Annotated in this window: 24 protein-coding genes and 1 other annotated feature; of the genes, 21 read left to right on the forward strand and 3 right to left on the reverse strand. The window is 47.6% G+C overall.

The window, feature by feature from the left end:
- The first annotated feature begins 36 nt into the window (after nt 1–36).
- The 10 genes from safA (at nt 37) to yajC (ending at nt 7358) form a co-directional block, all read left to right on the forward strand.
- Complete coding sequence (gene safA / locus ACWJJ5_RS11630) at nt 37–1257, forward strand: SafA/ExsA family spore coat assembly protein (protein ID WP_454022417.1); 1221 nt, start codon at nt 37–39, stop codon at nt 1255–1257.
- Nucleotides 1258–1404: 147 nt separating this feature from the next.
- Nucleotides 1405–1998 (forward strand): YhcN/YlaJ family sporulation lipoprotein, encoded by a 594-nt coding sequence (locus tag ACWJJ5_RS11635; protein ID WP_069013531.1) that lies wholly within the window; start codon nt 1405–1407, stop codon nt 1996–1998.
- Nucleotides 1999–2131: 133 nt separating this feature from the next.
- The gene (locus ACWJJ5_RS11640; RefSeq protein WP_373364962.1) at nt 2132–2251 is read left to right on the forward strand and encodes a hypothetical protein; all 120 of its coding nucleotides are present in this window, start codon (nt 2132–2134) and stop codon (nt 2249–2251) included.
- Between the two features lie 164 nt (nt 2252–2415).
- Nucleotides 2416–2892, forward strand: coding sequence for an intercompartmental signaling factor BofC (locus ACWJJ5_RS11645; RefSeq protein ID WP_071392566.1), 477 nt, complete (start codon nt 2416–2418; stop codon nt 2890–2892).
- 134 nt (nt 2893–3026) lie between these two features.
- Nucleotides 3027–3632, forward strand: coding sequence for a Holliday junction branch migration protein RuvA (gene ruvA / locus ACWJJ5_RS11650; protein ID WP_454022418.1), 606 nt, complete (start codon nt 3027–3029; stop codon nt 3630–3632).
- 10 nt (nt 3633–3642) lie between these two features.
- Entirely contained in the window at nt 3643–4647 is a 1005-nt protein-coding gene (gene ruvB, locus ACWJJ5_RS11655) for a Holliday junction branch migration DNA helicase RuvB (protein WP_003152685.1), read from the forward strand.
- Nucleotides 4640–4840: a DUF2905 domain-containing protein gene (locus tag ACWJJ5_RS11660; protein WP_003152687.1), complete on the forward strand. Its 201-nt coding sequence runs from the start codon at nt 4640–4642 to the stop codon at nt 4838–4840. Before ruvB ends, ACWJJ5_RS11660 begins: the two co-directional genes overlap by 8 nt.
- Nucleotides 4841–4865: 25 nt before the next feature.
- Nucleotides 4866–5894: a tRNA preQ1(34) S-adenosylmethionine ribosyltransferase-isomerase QueA gene (gene queA / locus ACWJJ5_RS11665; protein WP_003152692.1), complete on the forward strand. Its 1029-nt coding sequence runs from the start codon at nt 4866–4868 to the stop codon at nt 5892–5894.
- Nucleotides 5895–5921: 27 nt separating this feature from the next.
- Nucleotides 5922–7067, forward strand: coding sequence for a tRNA guanosine(34) transglycosylase Tgt (gene tgt, locus ACWJJ5_RS11670; RefSeq protein ID WP_007408186.1), 1146 nt, complete (start codon nt 5922–5924; stop codon nt 7065–7067).
- Nucleotides 7068–7097: 30 nt separating this feature from the next.
- Entirely contained in the window at nt 7098–7358 is a 261-nt protein-coding gene (gene yajC / locus ACWJJ5_RS11675) for a preprotein translocase subunit YajC (protein ID WP_003152695.1), read from the forward strand.
- 53 nt (nt 7359–7411) lie between these two features.
- Here the strand turns inward: yajC and ACWJJ5_RS11680 are convergent, their stop codons facing one another.
- A complete protein-coding gene (locus ACWJJ5_RS11680) occupies nt 7412–7798 on the reverse strand; it encodes a TIGR04086 family membrane protein (protein WP_003152697.1) in 387 nt (128 codons plus the stop codon).
- Between the two features lie 166 nt (nt 7799–7964).
- On the opposite strand from ACWJJ5_RS11680, the gene ACWJJ5_RS11685 reads away from it, so the two are divergent.
- On the forward strand, nt 7965–8621 hold the full coding sequence (locus ACWJJ5_RS11685) for a DUF421 domain-containing protein (protein ID WP_003152699.1): 657 nt from the start codon (nt 7965–7967) through the stop codon (nt 8619–8621).
- 7 nt (nt 8622–8628) lie between these two features.
- Here the strand turns inward: ACWJJ5_RS11685 and spoVB are convergent, their stop codons facing one another.
- Nucleotides 8629–10185 carry a stage V sporulation protein B gene (gene spoVB / locus ACWJJ5_RS11690; RefSeq protein WP_025649680.1) on the reverse strand — a complete coding sequence of 519 codons (1557 nt, stop codon included), beginning with the start codon at nt 10183–10185 and terminating at the stop codon, nt 8629–8631.
- A gap of 115 nt (nt 10186–10300) precedes the next feature.
- Between spoVB and ACWJJ5_RS11695 the strand changes: the two genes are divergently transcribed.
- The 8 genes from ACWJJ5_RS11695 to dtd all read left to right on the forward strand — a co-directional run bounded on the left by ACWJJ5_RS11695 (nt 10301) and on the right by dtd (nt 19622).
- Nucleotides 10301–10597 carry a post-transcriptional regulator gene (locus ACWJJ5_RS11695; protein ID WP_007408189.1) on the forward strand — a complete coding sequence of 99 codons (297 nt, stop codon included), beginning with the start codon at nt 10301–10303 and terminating at the stop codon, nt 10595–10597.
- 36 nt (nt 10598–10633) lie between these two features.
- On the forward strand, nt 10634–12853 hold the full coding sequence (gene secDF / locus ACWJJ5_RS11700; protein WP_070082161.1) for a protein translocase subunit SecDF: 2220 nt from the start codon (nt 10634–10636) through the stop codon (nt 12851–12853).
- 131 nt (nt 12854–12984) lie between these two features.
- Nucleotides 12985–13482 carry a cation:proton antiporter regulatory subunit gene (locus tag ACWJJ5_RS11705; RefSeq protein ID WP_454022419.1) on the forward strand — a complete coding sequence of 166 codons (498 nt, stop codon included), beginning with the start codon at nt 12985–12987 and terminating at the stop codon, nt 13480–13482.
- Nucleotides 13483–13543: 61 nt separating this feature from the next.
- Nucleotides 13544–13870 carry a LapA family protein gene (locus ACWJJ5_RS11710; protein WP_003152709.1) on the forward strand — a complete coding sequence of 109 codons (327 nt, stop codon included), beginning with the start codon at nt 13544–13546 and terminating at the stop codon, nt 13868–13870.
- Nucleotides 13871–13925: 55 nt separating this feature from the next.
- On the forward strand, nt 13926–16286 hold the full coding sequence (gene recJ, locus ACWJJ5_RS11715; RefSeq protein ID WP_454022420.1) for a single-stranded-DNA-specific exonuclease RecJ: 2361 nt from the start codon (nt 13926–13928) through the stop codon (nt 16284–16286).
- 5 nt (nt 16287–16291) lie between these two features.
- Nucleotides 16292–16804, forward strand: a complete 513-nt coding sequence (locus tag ACWJJ5_RS11720) for an adenine phosphoribosyltransferase (RefSeq protein WP_003152714.1) — start codon at nt 16292–16294, stop codon at nt 16802–16804.
- A 157-nt stretch (nt 16805–16961) separates the two neighbouring features.
- Entirely contained in the window at nt 16962–19166 is a 2205-nt protein-coding gene (gene relA, locus ACWJJ5_RS11725; RefSeq protein ID WP_060674703.1) for a GTP diphosphokinase, read from the forward strand.
- 12 nt (nt 19167–19178) lie between these two features.
- Complete coding sequence (dtd, locus tag ACWJJ5_RS11730) at nt 19179–19622, forward strand: D-aminoacyl-tRNA deacylase (RefSeq protein ID WP_007408194.1); 444 nt, start codon at nt 19179–19181, stop codon at nt 19620–19622.
- Between the two features lie 25 nt (nt 19623–19647).
- On the opposite strand, the gene ACWJJ5_RS11735 is transcribed toward dtd, so the two are convergent.
- Nucleotides 19648–21189 (reverse strand): SH3 domain-containing protein, encoded by a 1542-nt coding sequence (locus ACWJJ5_RS11735; protein ID WP_454022421.1) that lies wholly within the window; start codon nt 21187–21189, stop codon nt 19648–19650.
- Between the two features lie 130 nt (nt 21190–21319).
- Here ACWJJ5_RS11735 and ACWJJ5_RS11740 point away from each other — a divergent pair, with 130 nt between their 5' ends.
- Together ACWJJ5_RS11740 and hisS are read left to right on the forward strand one after the other, a co-directional pair.
- Nucleotides 21320–21490: a YrzK family protein gene (locus tag ACWJJ5_RS11740; RefSeq protein WP_454022422.1), complete on the forward strand. Its 171-nt coding sequence runs from the start codon at nt 21320–21322 to the stop codon at nt 21488–21490.
- A 60-nt stretch (nt 21491–21550) separates the two neighbouring features.
- Nucleotides 21551–21783, forward strand: a binding site (T-box leader).
- A 63-nt stretch (nt 21784–21846) separates the two neighbouring features.
- Nucleotides 21847–23121, forward strand: coding sequence for a histidine--tRNA ligase (gene hisS / locus ACWJJ5_RS11745; RefSeq protein ID WP_454022423.1), 1275 nt, complete (start codon nt 21847–21849; stop codon nt 23119–23121).
- The last annotated feature ends 7 nt before the right edge of the window (nt 23122–23128 follow it).

The raw sequence follows: 23128 nt of genomic DNA on the forward strand, positions 1-23128 counted from the left end.
GTACCGTTCACGTTTTGTGCATAGGAGGGGAAAACGTTGAAAATTCATATCGTTCAAAAAGGCGATTCGCTCTGGAAAATAGCTGAAAAATACGGAGTTGATCTTGAAGAGTTAAAAAAACTGAATCATCAGCTTAGCAATCCAGACTTAATTATGCCTGGAATGAAGATAAAGGTGCCTTCAGAAGCCGTTCCGGTCAGAAAAGAACCCAAGGCCGGCTTCGGAACGTCTGCGCATAAGCATGAGCATCCATATGCCAAAGAAAAACCGAAATCAGTTGTGGACATTGAAGACACCATACCGGAAGAACCAAAGCCGTCAATTCCGTATGTGCCGCCAATCCCTGAAAAGCATGAAAATGTGCTGCCGGAAGCTGATATGAACCAATATTATCCGTCCAATCAGCTGTTTCAGCCGTGGTCGCCTCCTAAGCCGGAGGAACCGGTGACACATTTTGTCGAGCCGAAAGAAAAAGAGCATGACAATAACATTCCACAACAGGAGGAAATGATCAACATGGAAAACGCGAATTACCCGAATATGCCGAAGGCGCCTGAAGCCGGAAAGATGGAAGAAGAAAACGCCGCTTATCATCTGCCGAACATGCCAAACATTCCGAATGTCCCGTTTCCGAATATGCCGGCCGTTGAACCGCCTTTTATGCATTACCCGATGCCGTGCATGCCTTGTCCTTGTCCGGTTCCGGTGACACCGATGCTGCCGGGTTCGGGACTATGCCATCCGTGCTTCCCGGTAGGCGGAGGTTTCGGCGGTTTTGGAGGAGGTTTTGGAGGCTTTCCGGTAATGCCGATGCCGTTACCGTACGGATTCCATCATCACGGATTCCATCATCACGGATTCCATCATCCGGGATTTGGGCCGCAAGCGGGTTACGGTGAATATGAGAACCAGGCCCATGAAAATGCAGAGCATTATGATGGTTCTGCATCCGGTTTCGGCGGTGCTCCGTACGGTCAAATGCCGTATTACGGCGGATATTCGTCACATTACGCAAACGCGCCTCATCATGATGGAAAATATAAGGATGATGATTGCGGCTGCCATGATTCACATCACCACCACCATCATCACCACGGTTCACATCACCATCACGCAAATGTGCCTGTGCAGCCGTATCCGAATGTGGGTGCAAACGCCGGATATTTTATGCCTTACGGCGGAGCAAATCCTAATGCCGCGCCGAATCAGCCGAGTCCAAATCAAGTATTCGGACGGCCGGAGGAAGAAGAAGATTAATGTTTCGGGACGATGTATGTCGTTCCTTTTTTTATGTCCAACTGAGGAATGGACATAACTGACAAGCTTAAACCCGCCGTCGGCCGCACATCCTAAACATGAGCGGAAAACGCTCAAACAGCGATGAATCCACGGGGGGTTTTTCCATTGGGTAAAAAACTGATGACGATCGCAGGCGTTTTAGCCGTGACGGCAAGCTTAACGGCATGCGGAGCAAATAATGCCATGAATGACGGACGCTACAATCAGTCAACACGTCCGGTCGGATATTATTCGAATGATAATGATAACGGCAGACGCCAGTACGGAATGGACCATCAAGGACCCGTTTCTGAAATGATGGAAAACCGAAACGGCCGTCATAATACGACAAACGTGTCCGACCAGTATGCGCCTAATGACGGGGTTCCGTTAACGACGGACGGCACATATAACGGCCGAAATGTCAATACGCCGCCGGCAGCAATGTCTTATAATGGGTATGACAACGCCGAAAACATCAGGCTGGCGGCAAAAGTTGCAAACCGCGTGAAAAAAGTAAAAGGCGTACAGGATAGTCAGGTCATCGTGACTGACACGAGAGTCGTCATTGCCGTCAGAACAAATCATCCTTTTACGAAAAATGATGATAAACATGTCAAACATGCGGCCAAAAAATTTGCGGACGGCCGTACAATTCAAGTGTTTACCGACAACGCTACTTTTACAAAGTTGCAAGACATGAACAGAAACAGCCGTTAAACGGGACTGCCGGATGATTTCATCCGGCAGTATTTTTATGGATAAAGCTTCATTATTTCTTTACATATTCTTAAAACGCTCTTTATGTTGCGGTGGTAACATAAAAGTAATAAAACGTAACGGAGGGGCCGGAATGAAAAAAACGGAGCATGACAAAAGCCGCGGAGAAAAAACTGTGTATCTGACCGTAAGGGGATACCGGCTCAAACTGACGCCCGGACAAATGAAACTGATTTCAGCCGGCCGGGCATAATCATCGGGGCAGCCCTCATATAGAGGCTGCTTTTTTTCGGCTGAAACAGACAAATGAAAGAAAACGGTTAAGCACCGGCATCTTTGGTCAAACTAGCATCAAGAGTTTGATTGAATAAAGAGGTGTTATTGGTGAAACGAATTTGCGGTGTTCGTCTATTGTTTATGCTTATCTTATCGGCTGCAGTCCTGATTTGCGGAGGAAAAGGCGCATACGGGGCGGAGGTTGAGCATTACGGGCCGCTTCGGGTGCACGTCCAGCTGGAAAAGGTCTATCTGGACGGTGATGTCGGCATCGAACATACGGATGAAACCGTTTTGGCGATGGAGGATTTTTGGGCCGCATATGCGGGCTGGACGCTCGTTGAGCAGAAAAAAGGCTTCGTCCTTTTCCGTAAGCATGTTGATGACATTTCTCCGCTCAGTAAGGTTAACGGTTATATCGGCGTCACGGACGGAGGCGTCATCTCCACTTTTCACGGCCGTCCCGGATCGCTGGCCGAGCCGATTCAATCTTTCTTCCAGATTGATATAGAAAGGCTGGAAAGCCGATTGCAAAAGCACTTGGAACACGGCATACCGTATAGGACAAAAGCGGAGTTTGAGAGCGTGATCGATCATATTAAGACTTATAGCGGCTGACTTTGACGCAAGACATGTGACACATGTCTTTTTTTTCTGAATGGAAGGTGTCAAAGCGAACATACGTTAACTTTTCTATAAGACTTTGGCTGTTTTTGTGTTACAATGATAAGCAGTCAAAGAGGTGATTAGGTGTGATTGAATTCGTGAAGGGGACGATTGATTATGTATCTCCCCAATACATCGTGATTGAAAACGGCGGAATCGGCTATCAGGTCTTCACTCCGAACCCGTTTATTTATAAGGTAAGCAATCAAGAGACCATTTTTACGTATCATCATATAAAAGAAGACGCCTTTTCTTTGTACGGTTTTTCAACCCGGGAAGAAAAAACGCTTTTCACAAAGCTGCTGAACGTCACCGGCATCGGGCCGAAAGGGGCCCTCGCCATCCTCGGTTCCGGTGACCCCGGAGCCGTCATCGAAGCGATCGAACAGGAAGATGAAGCCTTTTTGGTGAAATTTCCGGGTGTGGGCAAAAAAACGGCGCGGCAGATTATTCTTGATTTGAAAGGCAAACTGGCCGACGTCGTGCCTGAAATGATTGACAACCTGTTCAATCATGAAGCGCGCATTGAAAAACAAGAGGCTGAAACGGCGCTTGACGAGGCGCTTGAAGCGCTTAGGGTTCTCGGCTACGCCGAAAAAGAAATTAAAAAAGTGCTTCCTCACTTAAAAGAGGAAACGGCGCTTTCAACAGATCAATATGTGAAAAAAGCATTGCAAAAATTATTAAAGTAAGGTGATGTTCATGGATGAACGGCTCGTTTCAAGTGAAGCAGACAGCCATGAATCAATAATCGAGCAAAGCCTCAGGCCGCAGAATCTCGCCCAGTATATCGGGCAAAAGAAGGTGAAAGAAAATCTGCGCGTGTTTATCGATGCGGCGAAAATGAGGCAGGAAACGCTGGACCACGTTCTTTTATACGGGCCTCCGGGTCTCGGGAAAACAACGCTTGCGTCTATCGTGGCCAATGAGATGGGGGTGGAGATGCGGACGACGTCAGGTCCCGCCATCGAAAGACCGGGAGATTTGGCAGCCATTTTGACGGCGCTCGAACCAGGGGATGTGCTGTTTATAGACGAAATTCACAGGCTGAACCGCTCGATTGAGGAAGTGCTGTACCCGGCGATGGAGGATTTCTGCCTTGATATCGTCATTGGAAAAGGCCCGTCCGCCCGCTCCGTCCGTCTCGACCTTCCCCCTTTTACGCTTGTAGGAGCGACGACAAGGGTCGGATTATTGACCGCACCGCTCAGAGACCGGTTCGGGGTGCTGTCGCGCCTTGAATACTATACGCAGGAAGAGCTGACAGATATCGTGTCAAGAACGGCTGACGTTTTTGAAGTGGATATCGAAGAAGCTCCGGCTCTGGAGATCGCCAGACGGTCAAGGGGAACGCCGCGGGTTGCAAACCGGCTTCTCAGAAGGGTGAGAGATTTTGCCCAGGTGCTCGGCGACAGCCGCATCACGGAAGAAATCGCTCACGACGCGCTCGAACGTCTTCAAGTCGATGCGCTCGGCCTTGACCATATCGACCATAAGCTGCTGATGGGCATGATCGAAAAATTCAGCGGCGGTCCCGTCGGCCTTGATACGATTTCCGCGACAATCGGCGAAGAACCGCATACAATAGAGGATGTGTACGAACCGTATCTGCTGCAGATCGGATTTCTCCAGAGGACGCCGAGGGGACGGGTCGTGACTCCGGCTGTGTATGAACATTTTCGATTGGAGGCGCCCGCCCGTGACTGACTTTCCGAAGGTTCTCATGGTTCTCGGTGCCGTTTTGCTTATTGCCGGCGCAGTCTGGCACTTTGTCGGAAGGCTGCCCGGAGATATTTTCGTTAAGAAGGGAAATGTTACATTTTTCTTTCCCGTTGTCACTTGTATTGTGATCAGTGTGATACTATCCATTCTGCTTAATTTTTTCGGCAGAATGAAATAACAATAGACAGAATAAAGGTGAAATGATGAAAGTCGATTTATTTGATTTTGAACTGCCTGAACGCCTCATTGCCCAAGTGCCGCTGAAAGAGCGTGACGCATCGCGGCTGATGGTGCTCGACAAACAGACGGGCGGGCTGACGGACAGTTCATTTAAAGAGATTGTAAGCTTTTTTAATGAAGGGGATTGTCTCGTCTTGAACAATACCCGTGTGCTGCCTGCAAGATTATTCGGCACAAAAGAAGATACGGGAGCGAAAGTGGAGCTTCTGTTATTAAAACAGGAAGAAAATGATACATGGGAAACGCTCGTAAAGCCGGCGAAACGCGTAAAAAAAGGAACGGTCCTGACATTTGGCGACGGCCGGCTGACAGCGGTCTGCACGGAGGAGCTTGATCACGGAGGCAGAAAAATAGAATTCCGGTATGACGGGATTTTTTACGAAGTGCTTGAATCACTCGGTGAAATGCCGCTGCCTCCTTATATTAAAGAGCAGCTTGATGATAAAGAACGGTATCAGACCGTCTTTTCAAAAGAAATCGGATCTGCCGCAGCTCCGACGGCCGGACTTCATTTTACGGAAGAGATTCTGGACGAGCTGAAGCAAAAGGGTGTGCGGATTGAATTTATCACACTTCATGTGGGACTCGGCACATTCCGCCCCGTCAGTGCGGATGATGTGGAAGAGCATAACATGCACGCGGAATTTTATGAAATGACGGAAGAAACCGCCGCCTCTTTAAACGAGGTCAGAAAGGCGGGAGGGCGCATCGTGTCGGTCGGGACGACATCAACGCGCACCCTGGAAACCATTGCCGGCGAGCATGACGGCGTATTTACCGCTTCAAGCGGCTGGACGTCCATCTTCATTTATCCGGGATATGAATTTAAAGCGATTGACGGTATGATCACCAATTTTCATCTGCCGAAATCTTCCCTTATCATGCTCGTTTCTGCGCTTGCCGGCAGAGAGCATGTTCTTTCCGCCTACCGTCATGCGGTAGAAGAGGAATACCGTTTCTTCAGCTTTGGCGACGCCATGCTGATTATCTAATTTGAATGACAGGAGGCCTCATACAAAGTGGCTGAACAACCGATACGTTATGAATTTATAAAGGAATGCAAACAAACGGGAGCGCGGCTGGGCAGAGTTCATACGCCCCACGGCTCCTTTGAGACGCCTGTATTTATGCCGGTCGGCACGCTTGCTACGGTAAAGACGATGTCTCCGGATGAGCTGAAATCTATGGATGCGGGCATTATTTTAAGCAATACGTACCATTTATGGCTCCGTCCGGGACACGACATTGTAAAAGAAGCGGGCGGGCTTCATAAGTTTATGAACTGGGACCGCGCGATTTTAACAGATTCCGGCGGTTTTCAGGTCTTTTCATTGAGCAAGTTTCGTAATATAGAAGAAGAAGGCGTTCATTTCCGCAATCACTTAAACGGAGACAAGCTGTTTTTATCTCCGGAAAAAGCGATGGAAATTCAAAACGCCCTCGGCTCTGATATCATGATGGCGTTTGATGAGTGTCCGCCGTATCCGGCAGAGTATGATTACATGAAACGCTCTGTGGAACGGACCAGCCGCTGGGCGGAACGCTGCCTGGAGGCGCACGGGCGCTCAGATGAGCAGGGTCTGTTCGGAATCGTACAAGGCGGAGAATACGAAGACCTGCGGACACAAAGTGCAAAAGACTTGGTTTCGCTTGATTTTCCGGGGTATGCCATAGGCGGATTATCTGTCGGCGAGCCGAAGCACGTCATGAACCGAGTGCTTGAGTTTACAACTCCGCTTTTACCGAAGGACAAGCCGAGATATTTAATGGGTGTGGGTTCACCGGATGCCTTAATTGACGGCGCCATCCGCGGCGTGGATATGTTTGACTGCGTACTGCCGACCCGGATTGCCCGAAACGGCACGGTGTTTACGAATGAAGGGCGTCTGAATATGAAAAACGCCAAATATGAGCGTGATTTCCGTCCGATTGACGAAGAGTGCAGCTGCCATACATGCAAAAATTACTCCCGCGCTTACATCAGACATTTGATCCGCTGTAATGAAACGTTTGGAATTCGATTAACAACTTACCATAACCTTCATTTTCTGTTACACTTAATGGAGCAGGTCAGACAAGCCATCCGGGAGGATCGTCTTGGTGATTTCCGAGAAGAGTTCTTTGAGCGTTACGGCTATAATAAGCCAAATGCGAAAAGCTTCTAAATAAAACCATTCTTGAAAGGAGGGAAACAGATGGGTACTTTAGGCACAATCGTTCCTATTATTTTAATGTTTGCAGTGCTTTATTTCCTGCTCATCCGTCCGCAGCAAAAGCAGCAGAAGGCCGTACGCCAGATGCAGGAAGAGCTGAAAAAAGGGGATTCAGTGGTGACAATCGGAGGATTGCACGGCACTGTTGATTCAATTGATGAAAGCAAGGTCGTCATTAAAACAGGTGATAACACCCGTTTAACATTTGACCGCCGCGCAATCAGAGAAGCTTCCGCTGAATAACAGCGAAGCTCATACATACAAAAAAAAAGAGCGGAGAATCCGCTCTTTTTTTATTACGCTGATCTGCTTCCTTTCAAATTCACTCCGAAAATGCCGCCCAGCATACTGACTCCCAAAAAGCCGAGATGAAACAAAAGCTGACCGGATGTAAACGTTTTTCCGAACCCTAAATATTGAAACAGCAAGATGATTAATGAAAAACAGACGGCGGTTAACGCTCCGATCATCCAGCCTTTTTCCTTCGCTTTGCCGCCCGATATAAAACCTCCCGCAAATAAAGAAAGAAAAGAAAGCGCGGTGATCAGCCAGCTGAAAGATGATTCTTCCATTGAGGTAACCGTCAGTAAAAGCGAAATCGCCAAACTTGTAAGAAGCATCACCGCAAAAATAGCCACTAAACCGTACAAAACGCCTCTTCCCACTTGTTTCGTTTCTTCCATTTTTATCTCCTCTCCGCTCTGCGGCCTGATATATGACAAGCCGGAGCCCGTCTTTTTCTAAATGTATTCTCTGAATGTTCGAATTAGACGTAAATGCATGATGTTCAGCCCGTTTATTACATAATTCAGAGCCGATGGCAAATGCTATGACCGTTGGAGGTGCGATATGGAAGATATTTTCATTATTACGTTTCGTACGATTGTGCTTTATTTTATCATTCTTGTGATTTTCAGACTGATGGGAAAACGGGAAATCGGAGAACTGAGCATTTTAGACCTTGTCGTCTCCATTATGATTGCCGAGATTGCCGTATTGGCAATTGAAAATGTAAAAGATAAGCTTTTGCACACAATAGTGCCGATTGTCGTTTTAATGATTATTCAAGTAAGCCTTGCTTTTATTTCGCTCAAAAGCCAAAAAATACGGCAGCTGCTTGACGGAAAACCCACCATTATTATAAAACAGGGAAAAATTGATGAACGGGCGATGAGATCGCAGCGCTACAATTTTGACGATCTTCTTATGCAGCTGAGGGAGAATAACATCGATAGAATCTCTGACGTGTCGTACGCCATTTTGGAGTCTTCGGGCAAACTGTCAATCGTCAAAAAGAAAAACAATAAGGATAAGCAGATGGAAACATCGCTTATCGTTGACGGGGTCATTCAGAACGAGCATCTGGACAGAATCGGGAAAGATAAACACTGGCTTGAAAAAAATTTAGCAAAAAGAGGATATCGCGATCTTTCGGTTATATCATTCTGCACGTTTACGGACGGCGCTTTTTTTATTGATCTTAAAGATGAAAAAGGGGAGCCATAAATCGGTTTCACCGCGTCACGAACTTGCCGATGACCGGAATCCGGATCAGCTCTTCCCTTTTAATCAGCCTGAATAACAGAAGAAGCGCAATGTACAAAATCGAGGTCATTGCAATCCAGCCTGTGAGATTAACAGCCTCTGATCCTGAAAAATGAACGGCGTGCTTGATGATGCGGCTGACATAACCGCAAATGAATATGACGGCAAAACAGAGCGCGTATTCTTTTATTTTAATGCTGATCGGAAGCACCTTGCTTACGGTGGCCGCATGCAGCAGGGTGACAAGGACCATCCCCGTTACAATCGCAAGTGCGGCGCCCATGATGCCCAAGGAAGGCCTGGTCGCCAAAACAAAAATTAGGCCGGTTTTGACAGCGGCGCCGATAAAACTGTTCATCATGGCGGCCCCGGCTAAATTGAGAGCCTGCAGCACCGCCTGAAGGGGCCCCTGAAAATAGTAAAGCAGAAAAAACGGCGCCATCACTTTAACAAATACCGCCGCATTAGTTGATCCGTACATGACGGACATCAGTTCATCAGCGAAAGAGAATAAAATAACCACCGAAATGCCTCCGCTTAAAAGACACAGCCTCATCGCCTGTTCCAGACGGTATTCGACAACTTGCAGCTTTTTTTGCTCCATTCCTTCACTGATCGCAGGAACAAGCGCCGTTGACAGAGAATAGGTTATAAAGCTGGGCAGCGTCAAAACCGTCATGGCAAATCCGGTCAGCTCTCCGTACTGGCTGGTGGCGGCAGCGGTGGCTACTCCTGCAATCGCAAGGCTCTGCGCGACGACAATAGGTTCAAAAAACCAAGATAAATTTCCGATGAAGCGGCTTCCGGTTGTCGGGAGCGACACGCTCATCAGCTGGCGGAAGGTTTCTTTTCCATTTGCAATCGACTTGAAAAATTGTTTTCTGATTCTGATTGTTTTATTTGCTTTAAAACAAATGAATAAATAAATAAGAGAGGCAAGCTCCCCGATGACAGACGAAATCATGGCTCCTGCTGCGGCATATTCAATCCCGTACGGCAGAAACACCGTCGTGCAGACTGCGACAAGTGAAATCCGCACGATCTGCTCAAGCACTTGGGAAAACGCCAGCGGGTTCATATTCTGTCTGCCCTGAAAGTAACCGCGGAGCACGCTGGAGATCGCGATAATCGGCACGACGGGCGTAATCGCCAGAAGCGGGTAAACCGTGCGCTGATCCGTCAGCATCGTTTCGGACATAATCGGCGCAAAGCATAAAAACAGCGGCGTGAAGATGAGACTTAATATCCCAGTGACGGTAAGCGACATCACTAAAATGTGTTTCATTTTCTGCCGGTCCCCCCGCGCGCTTGCTTCAGCGACAAGTTTGCTGATGGCAACGGGGAGGCCGAATTGAGTCAAAGTGGTGGCCAAGAAAAATGTCGGGGCAGCCATCATGTATAAACCGACCCCTTCTTCACCGATAAACCGGGCGATAACCACCCGGTTGACAAAGCCGAGCATTCTCGTAATCATCCCGGCTGCGATGAGAATAAGAGTGCCCCTTAAAAAAGTCTGTTTTGCCATTTTATAAACCCCTGCCTTCTCAAACTACCTGGAATCATATACAATAAAGATATGCGCCGATGTCGTCCGAGCATGACAAGTCTTCGAGAAAAATGGAAAAAGGAGCGAGCGCCCAGTGGAGAAACATCCCGCCGAAATGTACAAAGATCATTTGCGGCCTTTCTTGTACAGTAAACTTGAAGAGTTCAAAATCCTCGGATACGATGATGTTGAGCACGAGAGTTTATGGTCATACTTAATACATAAAAAGTGGAAACAGAAAAAGGAACTGCCGCTGCATGAATTGGCCGGTCATATTTTATCAGTTAAAATTGGCGATTTTATGAACTATGCAACCGTTGAAGCTTTTAAGTCGTCTAATTGGCTGGAAAGCGATGAGGGTCAGGAAGCTTTGGATGAACTGCTGAGATAATGATTTGACGGCATAGGTTTAAGGAGGAAATACATAATGAAAAAAGGACGCTTGATTGCGTTTTTCCTGATCGTATTATTGATCGGCACAGGGCTGGGGTATTTTACAAAACCGGCTGCCGATAATATTACGTTAGGATTGGATTTACGCGGCGGGTTTGAAGTTCTGTACGATGTGCAGCCCGTCAAAAAAGGCGATAAAATCACAAAAGACGTGCTCGTCAGCACGGTGCAGGCGCTGAACCGCCGGGCTAACGTTCTCGGCGTAAGCGAGCCGAACATTCAGATTGAAGGAAATAACCGTATCCGCGTTCAGCTGGCTGGCGTCACGAACCAGAACAGGGCGCGCGAAATTCTGTCAACGGAAGCGCAGCTCTCGTTCAGGGATACGAATGATAAAGAGCTGTTAAACGGCTCTGATCTCGTGGAAAACGGCGCGAAGCAAACCTTTGATCCGACGACGAACGAACCGATTGTCAGCGTTAAGCTGAAGGATGCGGATAAGTTCGGAGAAGTGACGAAAAAAGTCAAGAAAATGGCGCCAAATAATCAGCTTGTGATCTGGCTTGATTACCAAAAAGGCGATTCATTTAAAAAAGAAGTCGGTAAAAAACATCCGAAATATGTATCCGCTCCGAATGTGAGCCAGGAATTAAACACGAAGGATGTCACGATTGAAGGCCAGTTCACCGTTCAAAAAGCGAAGGACTTGGCCAATATTTTAAACGCGGGCGCGCTGCCTGTGAAACTGACCGAAAAATACTCTACTTCAGTAGGGGCGCAATTCGGACAGCAGGCTTTGCATGATACGGTAGAGGCCGGCATCATCGGTATTGCAATTGTTTTCTTATTTATGCTGCTTTATTACAGACTGCCTGGACTCATAGCGGTCATTACGCTTTCTGTATACGTGTATATTACGCTTCAAGTGTTTGACTGGATGCAGGCGGTGCTGACGCTTCCGGGTATTGCGGCTCTCATTTTGGGTGTCGGGATGGCGGTTGACGCCAACATCATCACCTATGAACGGATAAAAGAAGAACTGAAACTCGGCAAATCCGTACGCTCAGCTTTCCGTTCAGGGAACAGACGGTCATTCGCGACGATTTTCGATGCGAACATCACAACGATCATCGCAGCGGTCGTGCTCTTTATTTTCGGGACAAGCTCTGTAAAAGGGTTTGCGACGATGCTGATTCTGTCAATTCTGACAAGCTTTATTACAGCTGTCTTCCTTTCAAGATTCCTGCTCTCCCTTCTCGTGGAAAGCAGATGGCTTGACCGGAAAAAAGGCTGGTTCGGCGTCAAGAAAAAACATATTATGGACATTCAAAAAACGGATGAAAATACTGAACCGCATACGGCATTCCAAAAATGGGATTTCACGAGCAAGCGAAAATATTTCTTTATTTTCTCAAGCGCTGTAACCATTGCGGGAATTATCATCTTGCTGGTCTTTAAGCTCAACCTGGGAATCGATTTTGCAAGCGGTGCGCGGATTGACGTGCAGAGCAATCATGCATTGACGGCGCAGCAGGTTGAAAAAGACTTTGACTCTCTCGGCATGGATCCGGAAAACATCGTGCTCTCGGGTAAAGAGAACCATGTTGCCGCAGCCCGGTTTGTCGGAGAGCCATCTAAAGAAAAGATCGCTGAAATCAAAACGTACTTTAAGGACAAATACGGATCTGAACCGAACGTCAGCACGGTATCGCCGACAGTCGGAAAAGAACTGGCCCGTAATGCTTTATATGCTGTCGCCATTGCATCAATCGGCATCATTATTTACGTATCAATACGTTTCGAGTACAGAATGGCTATCGCCGCAATTGTATCCCTGCTGTATGACGCTTTCTTTATCGTCGCGTTTTTCAGCATTACAAGGCTGGAGGTTGACGTAACCTTTATCGCCGCTATTCTCACCATAATCGGTTACTCGATAAATGATACGATCGTTACATTTGACCGGATACGCGAGCAGATGAAAAAACGCAAGCCGAAGTCATTTGCCGATCTGGAACACATCGTGAATCTGAGTTTGCAGCAAACCTTTACACGTTCGATCAATACGGTCTTGACCGTTGTGATTGTGGTCGTCGTGCTGCTCATTTTGGGCTCATCGTCAATTACAAACTTCTCCGTCGCCTTATTGGTCGGTTTATTGACGGGCGTTTATTCCTCTCTTTACATCGCCGCGCAGCTGTGGCTTGTATGGAAAGGAAAAGAATTTAGAGGGAAAAAATCAATCGAAGAGTAAAAGGAAACAGGCTGTCTTCCGGAAGGCAGCCTGTTTTTTTTAGGCCGCATTGAACTTAAAACCTGCATTTGCTATAATGACATACGCTTACATAATCAATCATCATTGTAAAAACATGTAGGAGGGTTCTTATGAACGTTCGTGAGTCGGAGCTTCCGGGCATCGGCCAGAAAGTAGAAGTCATTACGAAAAATCACGATAAAATCAGTATTATTCTTCATGATGACGGCAGAAAAGAGCTCTATTACTTCGATGAGAATGATCATGACGAATGCTTGGCATCCGTTGAATTTAACGACGAAGAGGCAAGGCAGATTTCCGCTATTTTAGGCGGGATGACGTATAAGCCGAAAGCGCTGGAATCTGTGGAAGTCGCGCTTGATGACCTCGTCATTGAGTGGTTTAAAGCCGAATCTCATGCACCGGCTGTCAGCCGTACAATCGGAGATTTGGAGACCAAGAAACATTACAACGTCCAGATTATTGCGATCGTGAAGAAAAACCGGCAAAAACAGCTGAGCCCCGGTATTGATACCGTAATTGAAGAAGGGGACACCCTCGTCATATCGGGAGAAAGAAGCGGACTGAAAAAGCTGGTCTGCGAGCAGTTGACTGCCCGGATTTCCTGAGGCCGGGGTTTACTCCCGGGAAAATGGGGGAAAAGATAAGAAAATAATTGGGGGCAGACGCATGAATAAACAATGGACTATTATATTCGCTTTACTATTTACTCTGATTGTCGCCATCTTTGCTGTCATTAACGTGCGGGCGGTTGAGGTTGATTATCTGTTCGGAACCGCTGAATGGCCGCTGATTTTAGTCATTTTAGGCTCTGTGTTAATGGGAGCGCTGATCGTGTTTTCAGCCGGTATCTTTCAAGTGATGAAACTGAAGCGCGAAATTAAAATGCTGCGGAAAGAAAACAGATCAGCAGGTGAATTGACGGCTGATTCGGACGGCAAAAAAACAGCCGCTCCGCCGGAAGAAATGCTTGAAGAGAAAAAAGGATCAGAATAACATTTGAAACCCCTCAGTCCGCTCTAGTATAATAGGGTGGTTGAGGGGTGAATTTATGTTAGCGTCAAAAATGCGCTGGGAAATCCAGCAGCCGGATCAGGAAAAAGTCAAATCACTCACAGAACAATTGGACATAACACCTCTTGTGGCATCACTGCTTGTAAAAAGAGGTTTTGATACTGCCGAAAGCGCAAGGCTGTTTTTACATACAAAGGATGCAGACTTTTATGACCCGTATGAATTAAAGGGAATGCGGGAAGCAGTTGATCGGATAAAACTGGCGGTTTCTCAAGGGGAACCGATTATGATTTACGGAGATTACGATGCAGACGGCGTTACAAGCACGTCAGTGATGCTGACGGCACTCAGACAGCTGTCGGCGGACGTTGACTTTTATATTCCCGACCGTTTTACAGAAGGCTACGGCCCGAATGAACAAGCTTTCCGCTCCATAAAAGAGCGGGGATTTTCGCTGATCATTACAGTGGATACGGGAATCGCCGCCGTCCATGAAGCTGAAGTCGCAAAAGAGCTGGGCTTAGACGTCATTATTACCGACCACCATGAGCCGGGACCCGAGCTTCCTGACGTATTTGCGATCATCCATCCGAAGCAGCCGGGATGCGGCTATCCGTTTAAAGAATTGGCCGGCGTCGGTGTGGCGTTTAAGCTTGCCCACGCGCTTACGGGTTCTTTGCCGGAAGCTATGCTGGACTTGGCGGCAATCGGTACGGTTGCAGATCTGGTGCCTCTTCATGATGAAAACAGATTAATTGCGTCACTCGGAATTGAAAGGCTTCGGACGACAAATCGGCCGGGCCTCAAAGCTCTGATTAAGCTTTCCGGCGGAGATATCGGACAAGCTGATGAGGAAACGATCGGATTTCAGGTCGCACCGAGGCTCAATGCTGTCGGAAGAATAGAACAGGCCGATCCCGCCGTTCACCTGCTGATGACCGAAGATCAGTTTGAAGCGGAGGAACTGGCTTCGGATATTGACCGGCTGAATAAAGAGCGGCAGAAAATGGTGAAAACCATGACCGAAGAGGCTGTTGAAATGGTTCAGCAGCAAGGCGGAAACCCGTCTGCCATTGTAGTGGCAAAAGCCGGCTGGAATCCGGGAGTCGTCGGTATTGTCGCATCGAAGCTGGCTGAACGTTTTTACCGGCCCGCTGTTGTGCTTGGAATAGATGAGGAGCAGGGAATCGCTAAAGGGTCGGCGCGAAGCATCAGAGGCTTCAACCTTTTTACGAGCCTTTCACAGTGCAGAGACATTCTTCCTCATTTTGGCGGGCATCCGATGGCGGCCGGAATGACGCTGAAGGCTGAAGATGTGGCGGAATTAAGGGACAGGCTGAATCAAATGGCTGAAGAAACCCTTACGGAAGAGGATTTTATTCCCGTTCAGGAGGTTGATCTTGTCTGCGGCGTTGAAGACATAACCGTTGAAAGCATTACAGAATTGAATATGCTGTCGCCGTTCGGCATGCTTAACCCTAAACCGCATGTGATGGTGAAAAATGCCGTGCTTGATGATGTGCGCCTGATCGGAGCGAATAAAAACCACGTAAAAATGACGGTGAAAAGTGATTACACCGTCCTTGACTGCGTCGGCTTTAACAAAGGAGAGCTGGAAGCCGGAGTTGTTCCCGGATCAACGATTTCCATTGTCGGCGAGATGTCCATTAATGAATGGAACAACAGAAAGAAGCCCCAGCTGATGATTAAAGATGCTGCGGTGCCGGAATGGCAGCTTTTTGATATCCGGGGCAAGCGGACGTGGGAAGACACGGTCACCGCGCTGCCGAAGGAAAAACGGGTGCTCATCTGCTTTAACGAAAAAACCGCTCAGAAGCTCCGTGAAAAAGAGCTGTCGGGCGAGCTTGCCGAGATCACTTCGGAATCCGAGGCGGAAGCCCTCCAGCTTGACGGAAAATATGCCGTTTTTCTGGATGTGCCGCCGTCAGCGGATCGCCTGCAGCATTTGCTTGACGGAAAGAAGCCGGAACGGATTTATTTTGTTTTTATCAATCATGAAGAACATTTCCTGTCCTCATTTCCATCGCGGAATGATTTCAAGTGGTTTTACGCATTTCTCTTGAAAAGGGGCGCTTTTGACTTCGGCAAGCATGGCTCAGAGCTTGCGAGACACAGAGGATGGTCAATTGACACAATCAATTTCATGACAAAGGTGTTTTTTGATCTCGGTTTTGTTAAAATAGAAGATGGTGTGCTGTCTGTCGTGAGCGGCGCGAAAAAACGCGACCTGGCAGATTCGCAAACCTATCAGGTAAAACAGCAGCTGATGGAATTAGACCAGAAGCTCAATTATTCCGCAGCCCATGAGCTGAAGGAATGGCTGAATAAGCTGATGAACCAAGGTTCAGAGGCTTATGAAAGTACGAGGAGGACATAGAACAGATGGATCTTAAAAAATACGTAACAATTGTGCCCGATTACCCGAAAGAAGGCGTACAATTTAAAGATATTACGACATTGATGGACAAAGGCGACGTATACCGTTACGCCACTGACCAAATTGTTGAATATGCAAAAGAAAAAGAAATTGATTTAGTTGTCGGGCCTGAAGCGCGCGGCTTTATTATCGGCTGTCCGGTTGCATACGCGCTCGGAGTCGGCTTTGCCCCGGTTCGGAAAGAAGGAAAACTTCCGCGTGAGGTCATTAAAGTCGATTACGGTTTGGAGTACGGAAAAGACGTACTGACGATTCATAAAGATGCGATCCTGCCGGGACAGCGCGTGCTGATTACTGATGACTTGCTTGCAACAGGCGGCACGATCGAAGCAACGATTAAGCTAGTCGAAGAACTGGGCGGCGTCGTAGCCGGTATTGCATTCTTAATCGAGCTTTCTTACCTTGACGGCAGAGACAAGCTTGACGATTACGATATTTTAACATTAATGAAATATTAACCGCATATGGAAAAAAGCACTCGTGTCAGGGTGCTTTTTTCCTATTATTTCATCATCCTGACAGATTCTTTAGGTGTTTTGAACTTCTGCCCTTTACATCTCTCGTTTTTTTCTTGATAATAAACTAATACAGTTTACATTTAAAAAAGGTGATTCCATGGCGAACGAACAAGTATTGACTGCCGAGCAAGTAATAGATAAAGCGCGCACTTATCTGCCGGAGGAGCAGATTGCGTTTGTCGAGAAAGCTTACCTGTATGCGCAAGACGCGCATCGCGAACAGTACCGCAAATCAGGTGAGCCGTACATCATTCATCCGATTCAGGTGGCGGGGATCCTCGTCGATCTGGAAATGGACCCTTCCACAATTGCGGGCGGATTTCTGCATGATGTGGTGGAGGACACGGATGTCACCCTCGACGACCTGAAGGAAGCATTTTCTGAAGAAGTGGCGATGCTTGTCGACGGCGTGACGAAGCTCGGTAAAATTAAGTATAAATCTCAAGAGGAGCAGCAGGCGGAAAACCATCGAAAAATGTTTGTCGCTATGGCTCAGGATATCAGAGTCATATTGATCAAGCTGGCGGATCGCCTTCACAATATGCGGACGTTAAAGCATCTTCCGCAGGAAAAGCAGCGGAGAATTTCAAATGAGACGCTGGAGATTTTCGCTCCGCTGGCCCATCGGCTCGGGATTTCTAAGATCAAATGGGAGCTGGAAGACACCGCTCTCCGTTATTTGAATCCTCAGCAATATTACAGAATCGTCAACCTCATGAAGAAAAAGCGCGCGGAACGCGAACTTTATGTCGAAGAGGTTGTCAATGAAGTGAAAAAACGCGTTGAAGAAGTGAATATTAAAGCGGACTTTTCAGGACGTCCGAAGCACATCTACAGCATTTACCGCAAGATGGCGCTGCAAAATAAACAGTTCAATGAAATATATGATCTGCTCGCCGTCCGTATTCTTGTCGGAAGCATTAAAGACTGCTACGCCGTACTCGGCATTATTCATACGTGCTGGAAGCCGATGCCGGGCAGATTCAAAGATTATATTGCGATGCCTAAGCCGAATATGTATCAGTCTCTGCATACGACCGTAATCGGGCCTAAAGGCGATCCGCTGGAAGTGCAGATCAGAACGTTTGAGATGCATGAGATCGCTGAATACGGGGTGGCCGCACACTGGGCATATAAAGAAGGCAAGGCTGCAAACGAAGAAGCGACATTTGAGAAAAAACTGTCCTGGTTCCGTGAAATTCTGGAATTTCAAAACGAGTCTACCGATGCGGAAGAATTTATGGAATCGCTGAAAATCGATCTGTTTTCTGACATGGTATACGTATTTACGCCAAAAGGCGATGTCATTGAACTGCCGTCAGGCTCTGTGCCGATTGATTTTTCCTACAGGATCCATTCGGAGATCGGCAACAAAACAATCGGGGCGAAAGTGAACGGAAAAATGGTGACGCTTGACCATAAGCTCCGGACGGGCGACATCGTCGAGATTCTGACGTCCAAGCATTCTTACGGTCCGAGCCAAGACTGGGTCAAACTGGCGCAGACGTCCCAGGCGAAACACAAAATCCGCCAATTCTTTAAGAAACAGCGCCGGGAAGAAAACGTCGAAAAAGGCCGTGAGCTTGTCGAGAAAGAAATTAAAAATCTTGATTTTGAAGTGAAAGATGTTTTAACGCTTGAAAATCTTCAAAAAGTTGCCGACAAGTTCAATTTCTCAAATGAAGAGGATATGTACGCGGCGGTCGGGTATAACGGCATTACCGCTCTTCAGGTGGCCAACAGGCTCACCGAAAAAGAACGGAAGCTGCGTGACCAGGAAGAGCAGGAAAAAATCGTTCAGGAAGTCACTTCCGAGCCGAAACATTATCCGCAAGGGAGAAAACGGGAAGCGGGTGTGCGCGTAAAAGGCATTGACAACCTTCTCGTCCGCTTGTCGAAATGCTGCAACCCGGTGCCGGGCGACCATATTGTCGGTTTTATTACAAAAGGGCGCGGTGTATCCGTTCACCGGGATGACTGTCCGAACGTCAAAACGAATGAAGCGCAGGAACGTTTGATCCCCGTTGAATGGGAGCATGAATCACAGGTTCAAAGGCGCAAAGAATATAACGTTGAGATTGAGATTTTGGGGTATGACCGTCTCGGGCTTTTAAATGAGGTGCTCCAAGCCGTAAATGAAACGAAAACCAACATCTCCTCTGTCTCCGGCAAATCCGACCGCAATAAAGTCGCTACGATTCATATGGCGATTTTTATTCAAAACATCAATCATCTGCACAAAGTGGTCGAGCGGATTAAACAGATCAGAGACATCTATTCAGTCCGCCGGGTAATGAACTAAAAGGAGCTTGCTATGAAATTAGTTGTTCAGCGTGTAACAGAAGCGAGTGTGACGGTTGACGGCGCTGTCGCCGGCCGGATCGGACCCGGTATTATGGCGCTTGTCGGCATCACTCATGAAGATACAGAAGAAGATGCCGCTTACTTGGCGGATAAAATCGTGAATCTTCGGATTTTTGATGATGAAAGCGGCAAGATGAATTTATCGCTTTTGGATACGGGCGGGGAGATTTTATCCGTTTCCCAGTTTACGCTTTACGGCGAAACGAAGAAAGGGAGACGCCCGAATTTTATGAATGCGGCTAAACCGGATCAGGCTGTGCTCCTTTATGAAAAGTGGAACGAACTCCTTCGGGAAAAAGGAGTCAAAGTGGAAACCGGAATATTCGGAGCCATGATGGATGTTCAGCTGACGAATTCCGGGCCGATTACATTGATTATGGATTCTAAACAATAAAAAAGCTGCCGTTCGGCAGCTTTTTTTATGATTGAAAATAATGTTCCAATCCGCTTTCAATTCCGTCTGTCACTTTTTCCTGGTAAGAGCCGCTATGTATGATTGTTTCTTCTTGCGGTTGACTGAGATAGCCGAGCTCATACAGCATGGCAGGCCGTTTATTTTCCCTCAGGACGTAATAATCGCCAAACAGAACGCCGCGATCAGGAATAGGGGAACGCTTCACTACTTCAGAATGGACGTCTGAGGCAAGCTGGCGGTCCTTAGACGGACTGTAATAATAAGCCGTGCTTCCCCGCGTTGACGTATCGGCATAGCTGTCATAGTGGATGCTGATAAAGGCATCCGCATTCCGGTAATGAGAGGTTGAAACCCTGGCCTGCAGGCTGATAAATGTATCATCCTGTCTGGTGATATACACGTTTGCACCGGCCGCTCTCAATTTTCCGGCTAACAGCTTAGCTGTTTTAATCGTTACGTTTTTTTCAAACTTTCCGGAGTAGCCGATCGTTCCGCTGTCTTTTCCTCCGTGTCCGGGATCAACGACGATCGTTTTGTTTTTAAGTGAGCCGCTGCCGCCTGACGTGTTGGGAGAAGGTGCTTCGCCTGTTTCCTCACCGCTTTTTGACGTTTGTACGACCCAGTCTGCCACATATGCGGTTTGTCCGTTCTCAAGCCGGACTTCATACCATTTGCCGCTTGAGCCGACAATCGGGTAGGCTGCGCCTTTATCTGCTCTTTTTACGATAGAAGCGGAAGTCGAGGCCGAGCTCCTTAAGTTGGTGCCGCCGTAAACAATATACGCTTTTTTCGAGGAGCCTGAGCCCGATGCGCTGTCCGATGAGTCAGAATCCTTTATGATGTAGTGGCTTGCTGCCCAGCCTTTTTGCCCGTTTGCTTCAATTTTCAGCCAGCCGTGGTCTTCACTTAAGATGGAAACCTTTGTTCCGCGTGATAATTTAGTCATAATCGCTGAATCATGTGATGCTGCACTTCTGACATTCAATGAAGAAACGCCGACCGTCCCGTTTTTTGACCCGCTTCGGGCCGAAGTTGCTTTCGTATCCGATCCGCCGCTGTCCGCGGTGACGTATTCGGAAGAAACCCACCCGGTTGTGCCTTGATAAGAAATGTTCACCCATCCGCTGTTCTTGTCCAGCACGGATGCATGCGCGCCTTGCGGAAGTTTGCCGATGACTTCATACGATGTCCCCGGGCCTTTTCTGATGCGGAGGTCAGGATCGGTGGAAGTGACCGTTCCGCTTGTTGCGGATGAATTGTCTGCTCCCCCGGCTGTTTTTGATATCAGCCAGGAAACGACCCATCCGGTTTTACCGGGGCTCAGCTGAAGCTGTACCCAGTCTCCCTCTTCTTTAACGATCGGGTATCTTTCCCCTTTTTTTACTTCAGCCTTTATTCCGTAGCTCAGGCCGGGACCGCCTCTGACATTGATCTTGTCTGTCGCGATGACCGCTTCTCCCTCTGCGGCGATTGCGGTGTGAAATGACGGAAGAAGCGCTGTGATGATGACGCCGCATAAAATAAGAGCAAGAGTTCTCTTCTTCATGGCTGTCCTCCTTTCTGAACTAACTAAAATACATTCTTGTATAATATCGTATTTTCCTTGCTGAATGTTAAATAAAAATAAAATGGTTTGTTTATACTAGTCATAAATACAGCGAAAAGGTGTGCAAATCATGAAATATCAACCAAAAATGGGACGCGCGCTGCACGATGCGGAAGGAAATCTGCACTTCAGTGATCAGAGCGATAGAGAAAAGGCGGGGTTTCTTGAAGAGACGGCGACGGAGTTCGGTCTCTTATCGAAAGAAGCGGTCGCAAGGAAAAACAGACAGAATAAAACTTGACAGGGGAGTGCAATCCCATTATTATAATAGAAATTGATGTACATAAGTCATGATAACGATTTTGAACCGATAATGGAGAAGAGTAGGTCAGAATGCATGGAGAAGAGAGGAACCGTCCCGGGCTGAAAGCGGATCCGCACTGCATCTTTCTCGAAACAACACTCCGGAGGTTCCCTGCTGAACGCTTTTGCAAGTCATTAGGCAGCGGACGTGAACCTGCGTTAAAGGTCAGAGCGGGGATGCTTCGGCATTCCAACTAGGGTGGCACCACGGGTATAACTCTCGTCCCTACTATACATGTATAGTAGGAGCGGGAGTTTTTTTATTTGAAGAAAGACATTAAGGAGGCCTGTAACATGGCATATCACATTCCAAGAGGCACACAGGACATACTGCCGGGTGAATCAGACAGATGGCAGTTCGTCGAACAAATTATGAGGGAGACGTGCCGCACTTATCAATATAAAGAAATCCGCACGCCGATCTTCGAGCATACGGAATTATTCGCAAGAGGCGTCGGTGAGTCTACAGATATCGTGCAGAAAGAAATGTACACGTTTGAAGACCGTAAAGGGAGAAGCCTGACGCTTCGGCCGGAAGGAACAGCCGCCGCAGTCCGCGCGTTCAATGAAAATAAATTATTTGCGAACCCGGTGCAGCCGACGAAGCTTTATTATGTCGGACCGATGTTCCGTTACGAACGTCCGCAGACAGGGCGTTTCCGCCAATTTTATCAATTCGGAATTGAAGCGATCGGCTCCAAAGATCCGGCCGTGGATGCAGAAGTCATTGCGCTTGCGATGAGTATTTACCGTAAAGCCGGTTTGAAACATGTCAAGCTTGTGCTGAACAGCCTTGGTGACCAGGAGAGCCGCAAATCCTACCGGGAAGCGCTCGTCAAACATTTTGAACCGCGCATCGGAGAGTTTTGCTCAGACTGCCAGTCGCGTCTGCACACAAATCCGCTCAGAATTCTTGACTGCAAGAAAGACAGAGAGCATGAACTGATGAAAACGGCTCCGTCCATTCTTGATTACTTAAATGAAGAATCAGCCGCTTATTTTGAGAAGGTAAAACAATACTTAAACGGTCTTGGCGTCCCGTTCGAAATAGATCCGAACCTTGTCAGAGGGCTTGATTATTATAACCATACCGCTTTTGAAATTATGAGCAATGCCGAAGGATTCGGAGCGATTACAACCCTTGCCGGCGGGGGCCGCTATGACGGGCTTGTTGAACAGATCGGCGGACCTGAAGCGCCGGGTATCGGATTTGCGATGAGCATCGAACGTCTGCTGGCAGCCATTGACGCTGAGAAAACAGAGCTTCCCGTCAATCAGGGGATTGACTGCTACATCGTGACGCTCGGAGAAAAAGCGAAGGATTATTCCGTTTCCCTTGTGTACAAACTGAGAGAAGCGGGCATCTCAAGTGAAATCGATTATGAAAATAAAAAGATGAAGGGCCAATTCAAAACGGCTGACCGTCTCGGCGCACGTTTTATTGCGATTTTAGGGGAAGATGAGCTTGCTCAAAATAAAATCAATGTAAAAGATGCGGAAACAGGAGAGCAGCGTGAAGTGGTGTTAGACGAGCTGATACAAGTGTTAAAGGCAGATCAAAAGCAGTGAAGGAGAG

The sequence above is a fragment of the Bacillus sp. JK74 genome, from assembly GCF_053663395.1.

Bases quoted from the DNA above. Each gene is read 5' to 3' on its own strand.
- ACWJJ5_RS11640 (WP_373364962.1), top strand. From the start codon at position 2,132: ATGAAAAAAACGGAGCATGACAAAAGCCGCGGAGAAAAAACTGTGTAT.
- ACWJJ5_RS11645 (WP_071392566.1), top strand. From the start codon at position 2,416: ATGCTTATCTTATCGGCTGCAGTCCTGATTTGCGGAGGAAAAGGCGCA.
- ruvB (WP_003152685.1), top strand. From the start codon at position 3,643: ATGGATGAACGGCTCGTTTCAAGTGAAGCAGACAGCCATGAATCAATA.
- queA (WP_003152692.1), top strand. From the start codon at position 4,866: ATGAAAGTCGATTTATTTGATTTTGAACTGCCTGAACGCCTCATTGCC.
- yajC (WP_003152695.1), top strand. From the start codon at position 7,098: ATGGGTACTTTAGGCACAATCGTTCCTATTATTTTAATGTTTGCAGTG.
- ACWJJ5_RS11680 (WP_003152697.1), bottom strand. From the start codon at position 7,798: ATGGAAGAAACGAAACAAGTGGGAAGAGGCGTTTTGTACGGTTTAGTG.
- ACWJJ5_RS11685 (WP_003152699.1), top strand. From the start codon at position 7,965: ATGGAAGATATTTTCATTATTACGTTTCGTACGATTGTGCTTTATTTT.
- spoVB (WP_025649680.1), bottom strand. From the start codon at position 10,185: ATGGCAAAACAGACTTTTTTAAGGGGCACTCTTATTCTCATCGCAGCC.
- secDF (WP_070082161.1), top strand. From the start codon at position 10,634: ATGAAAAAAGGACGCTTGATTGCGTTTTTCCTGATCGTATTATTGATC.
- ACWJJ5_RS11705 (WP_454022419.1), top strand. From the start codon at position 12,985: ATGAACGTTCGTGAGTCGGAGCTTCCGGGCATCGGCCAGAAAGTAGAA.
- ACWJJ5_RS11710 (WP_003152709.1), top strand. From the start codon at position 13,544: ATGAATAAACAATGGACTATTATATTCGCTTTACTATTTACTCTGATT.
- recJ (WP_454022420.1), top strand. From the start codon at position 13,926: ATGTTAGCGTCAAAAATGCGCTGGGAAATCCAGCAGCCGGATCAGGAA.
- ACWJJ5_RS11720 (WP_003152714.1), top strand. From the start codon at position 16,292: ATGGATCTTAAAAAATACGTAACAATTGTGCCCGATTACCCGAAAGAA.
- relA (WP_060674703.1), top strand. From the start codon at position 16,962: ATGGCGAACGAACAAGTATTGACTGCCGAGCAAGTAATAGATAAAGCG.
- dtd (WP_007408194.1), top strand. From the start codon at position 19,179: ATGAAATTAGTTGTTCAGCGTGTAACAGAAGCGAGTGTGACGGTTGAC.
- ACWJJ5_RS11735 (WP_454022421.1), bottom strand. From the start codon at position 21,189: ATGAAGAAGAGAACTCTTGCTCTTATTTTATGCGGCGTCATCATCACA.
- ACWJJ5_RS11740 (WP_454022422.1), top strand. From the start codon at position 21,320: ATGAAATATCAACCAAAAATGGGACGCGCGCTGCACGATGCGGAAGGA.
- hisS (WP_454022423.1), top strand. From the start codon at position 21,847: ATGGCATATCACATTCCAAGAGGCACACAGGACATACTGCCGGGTGAA.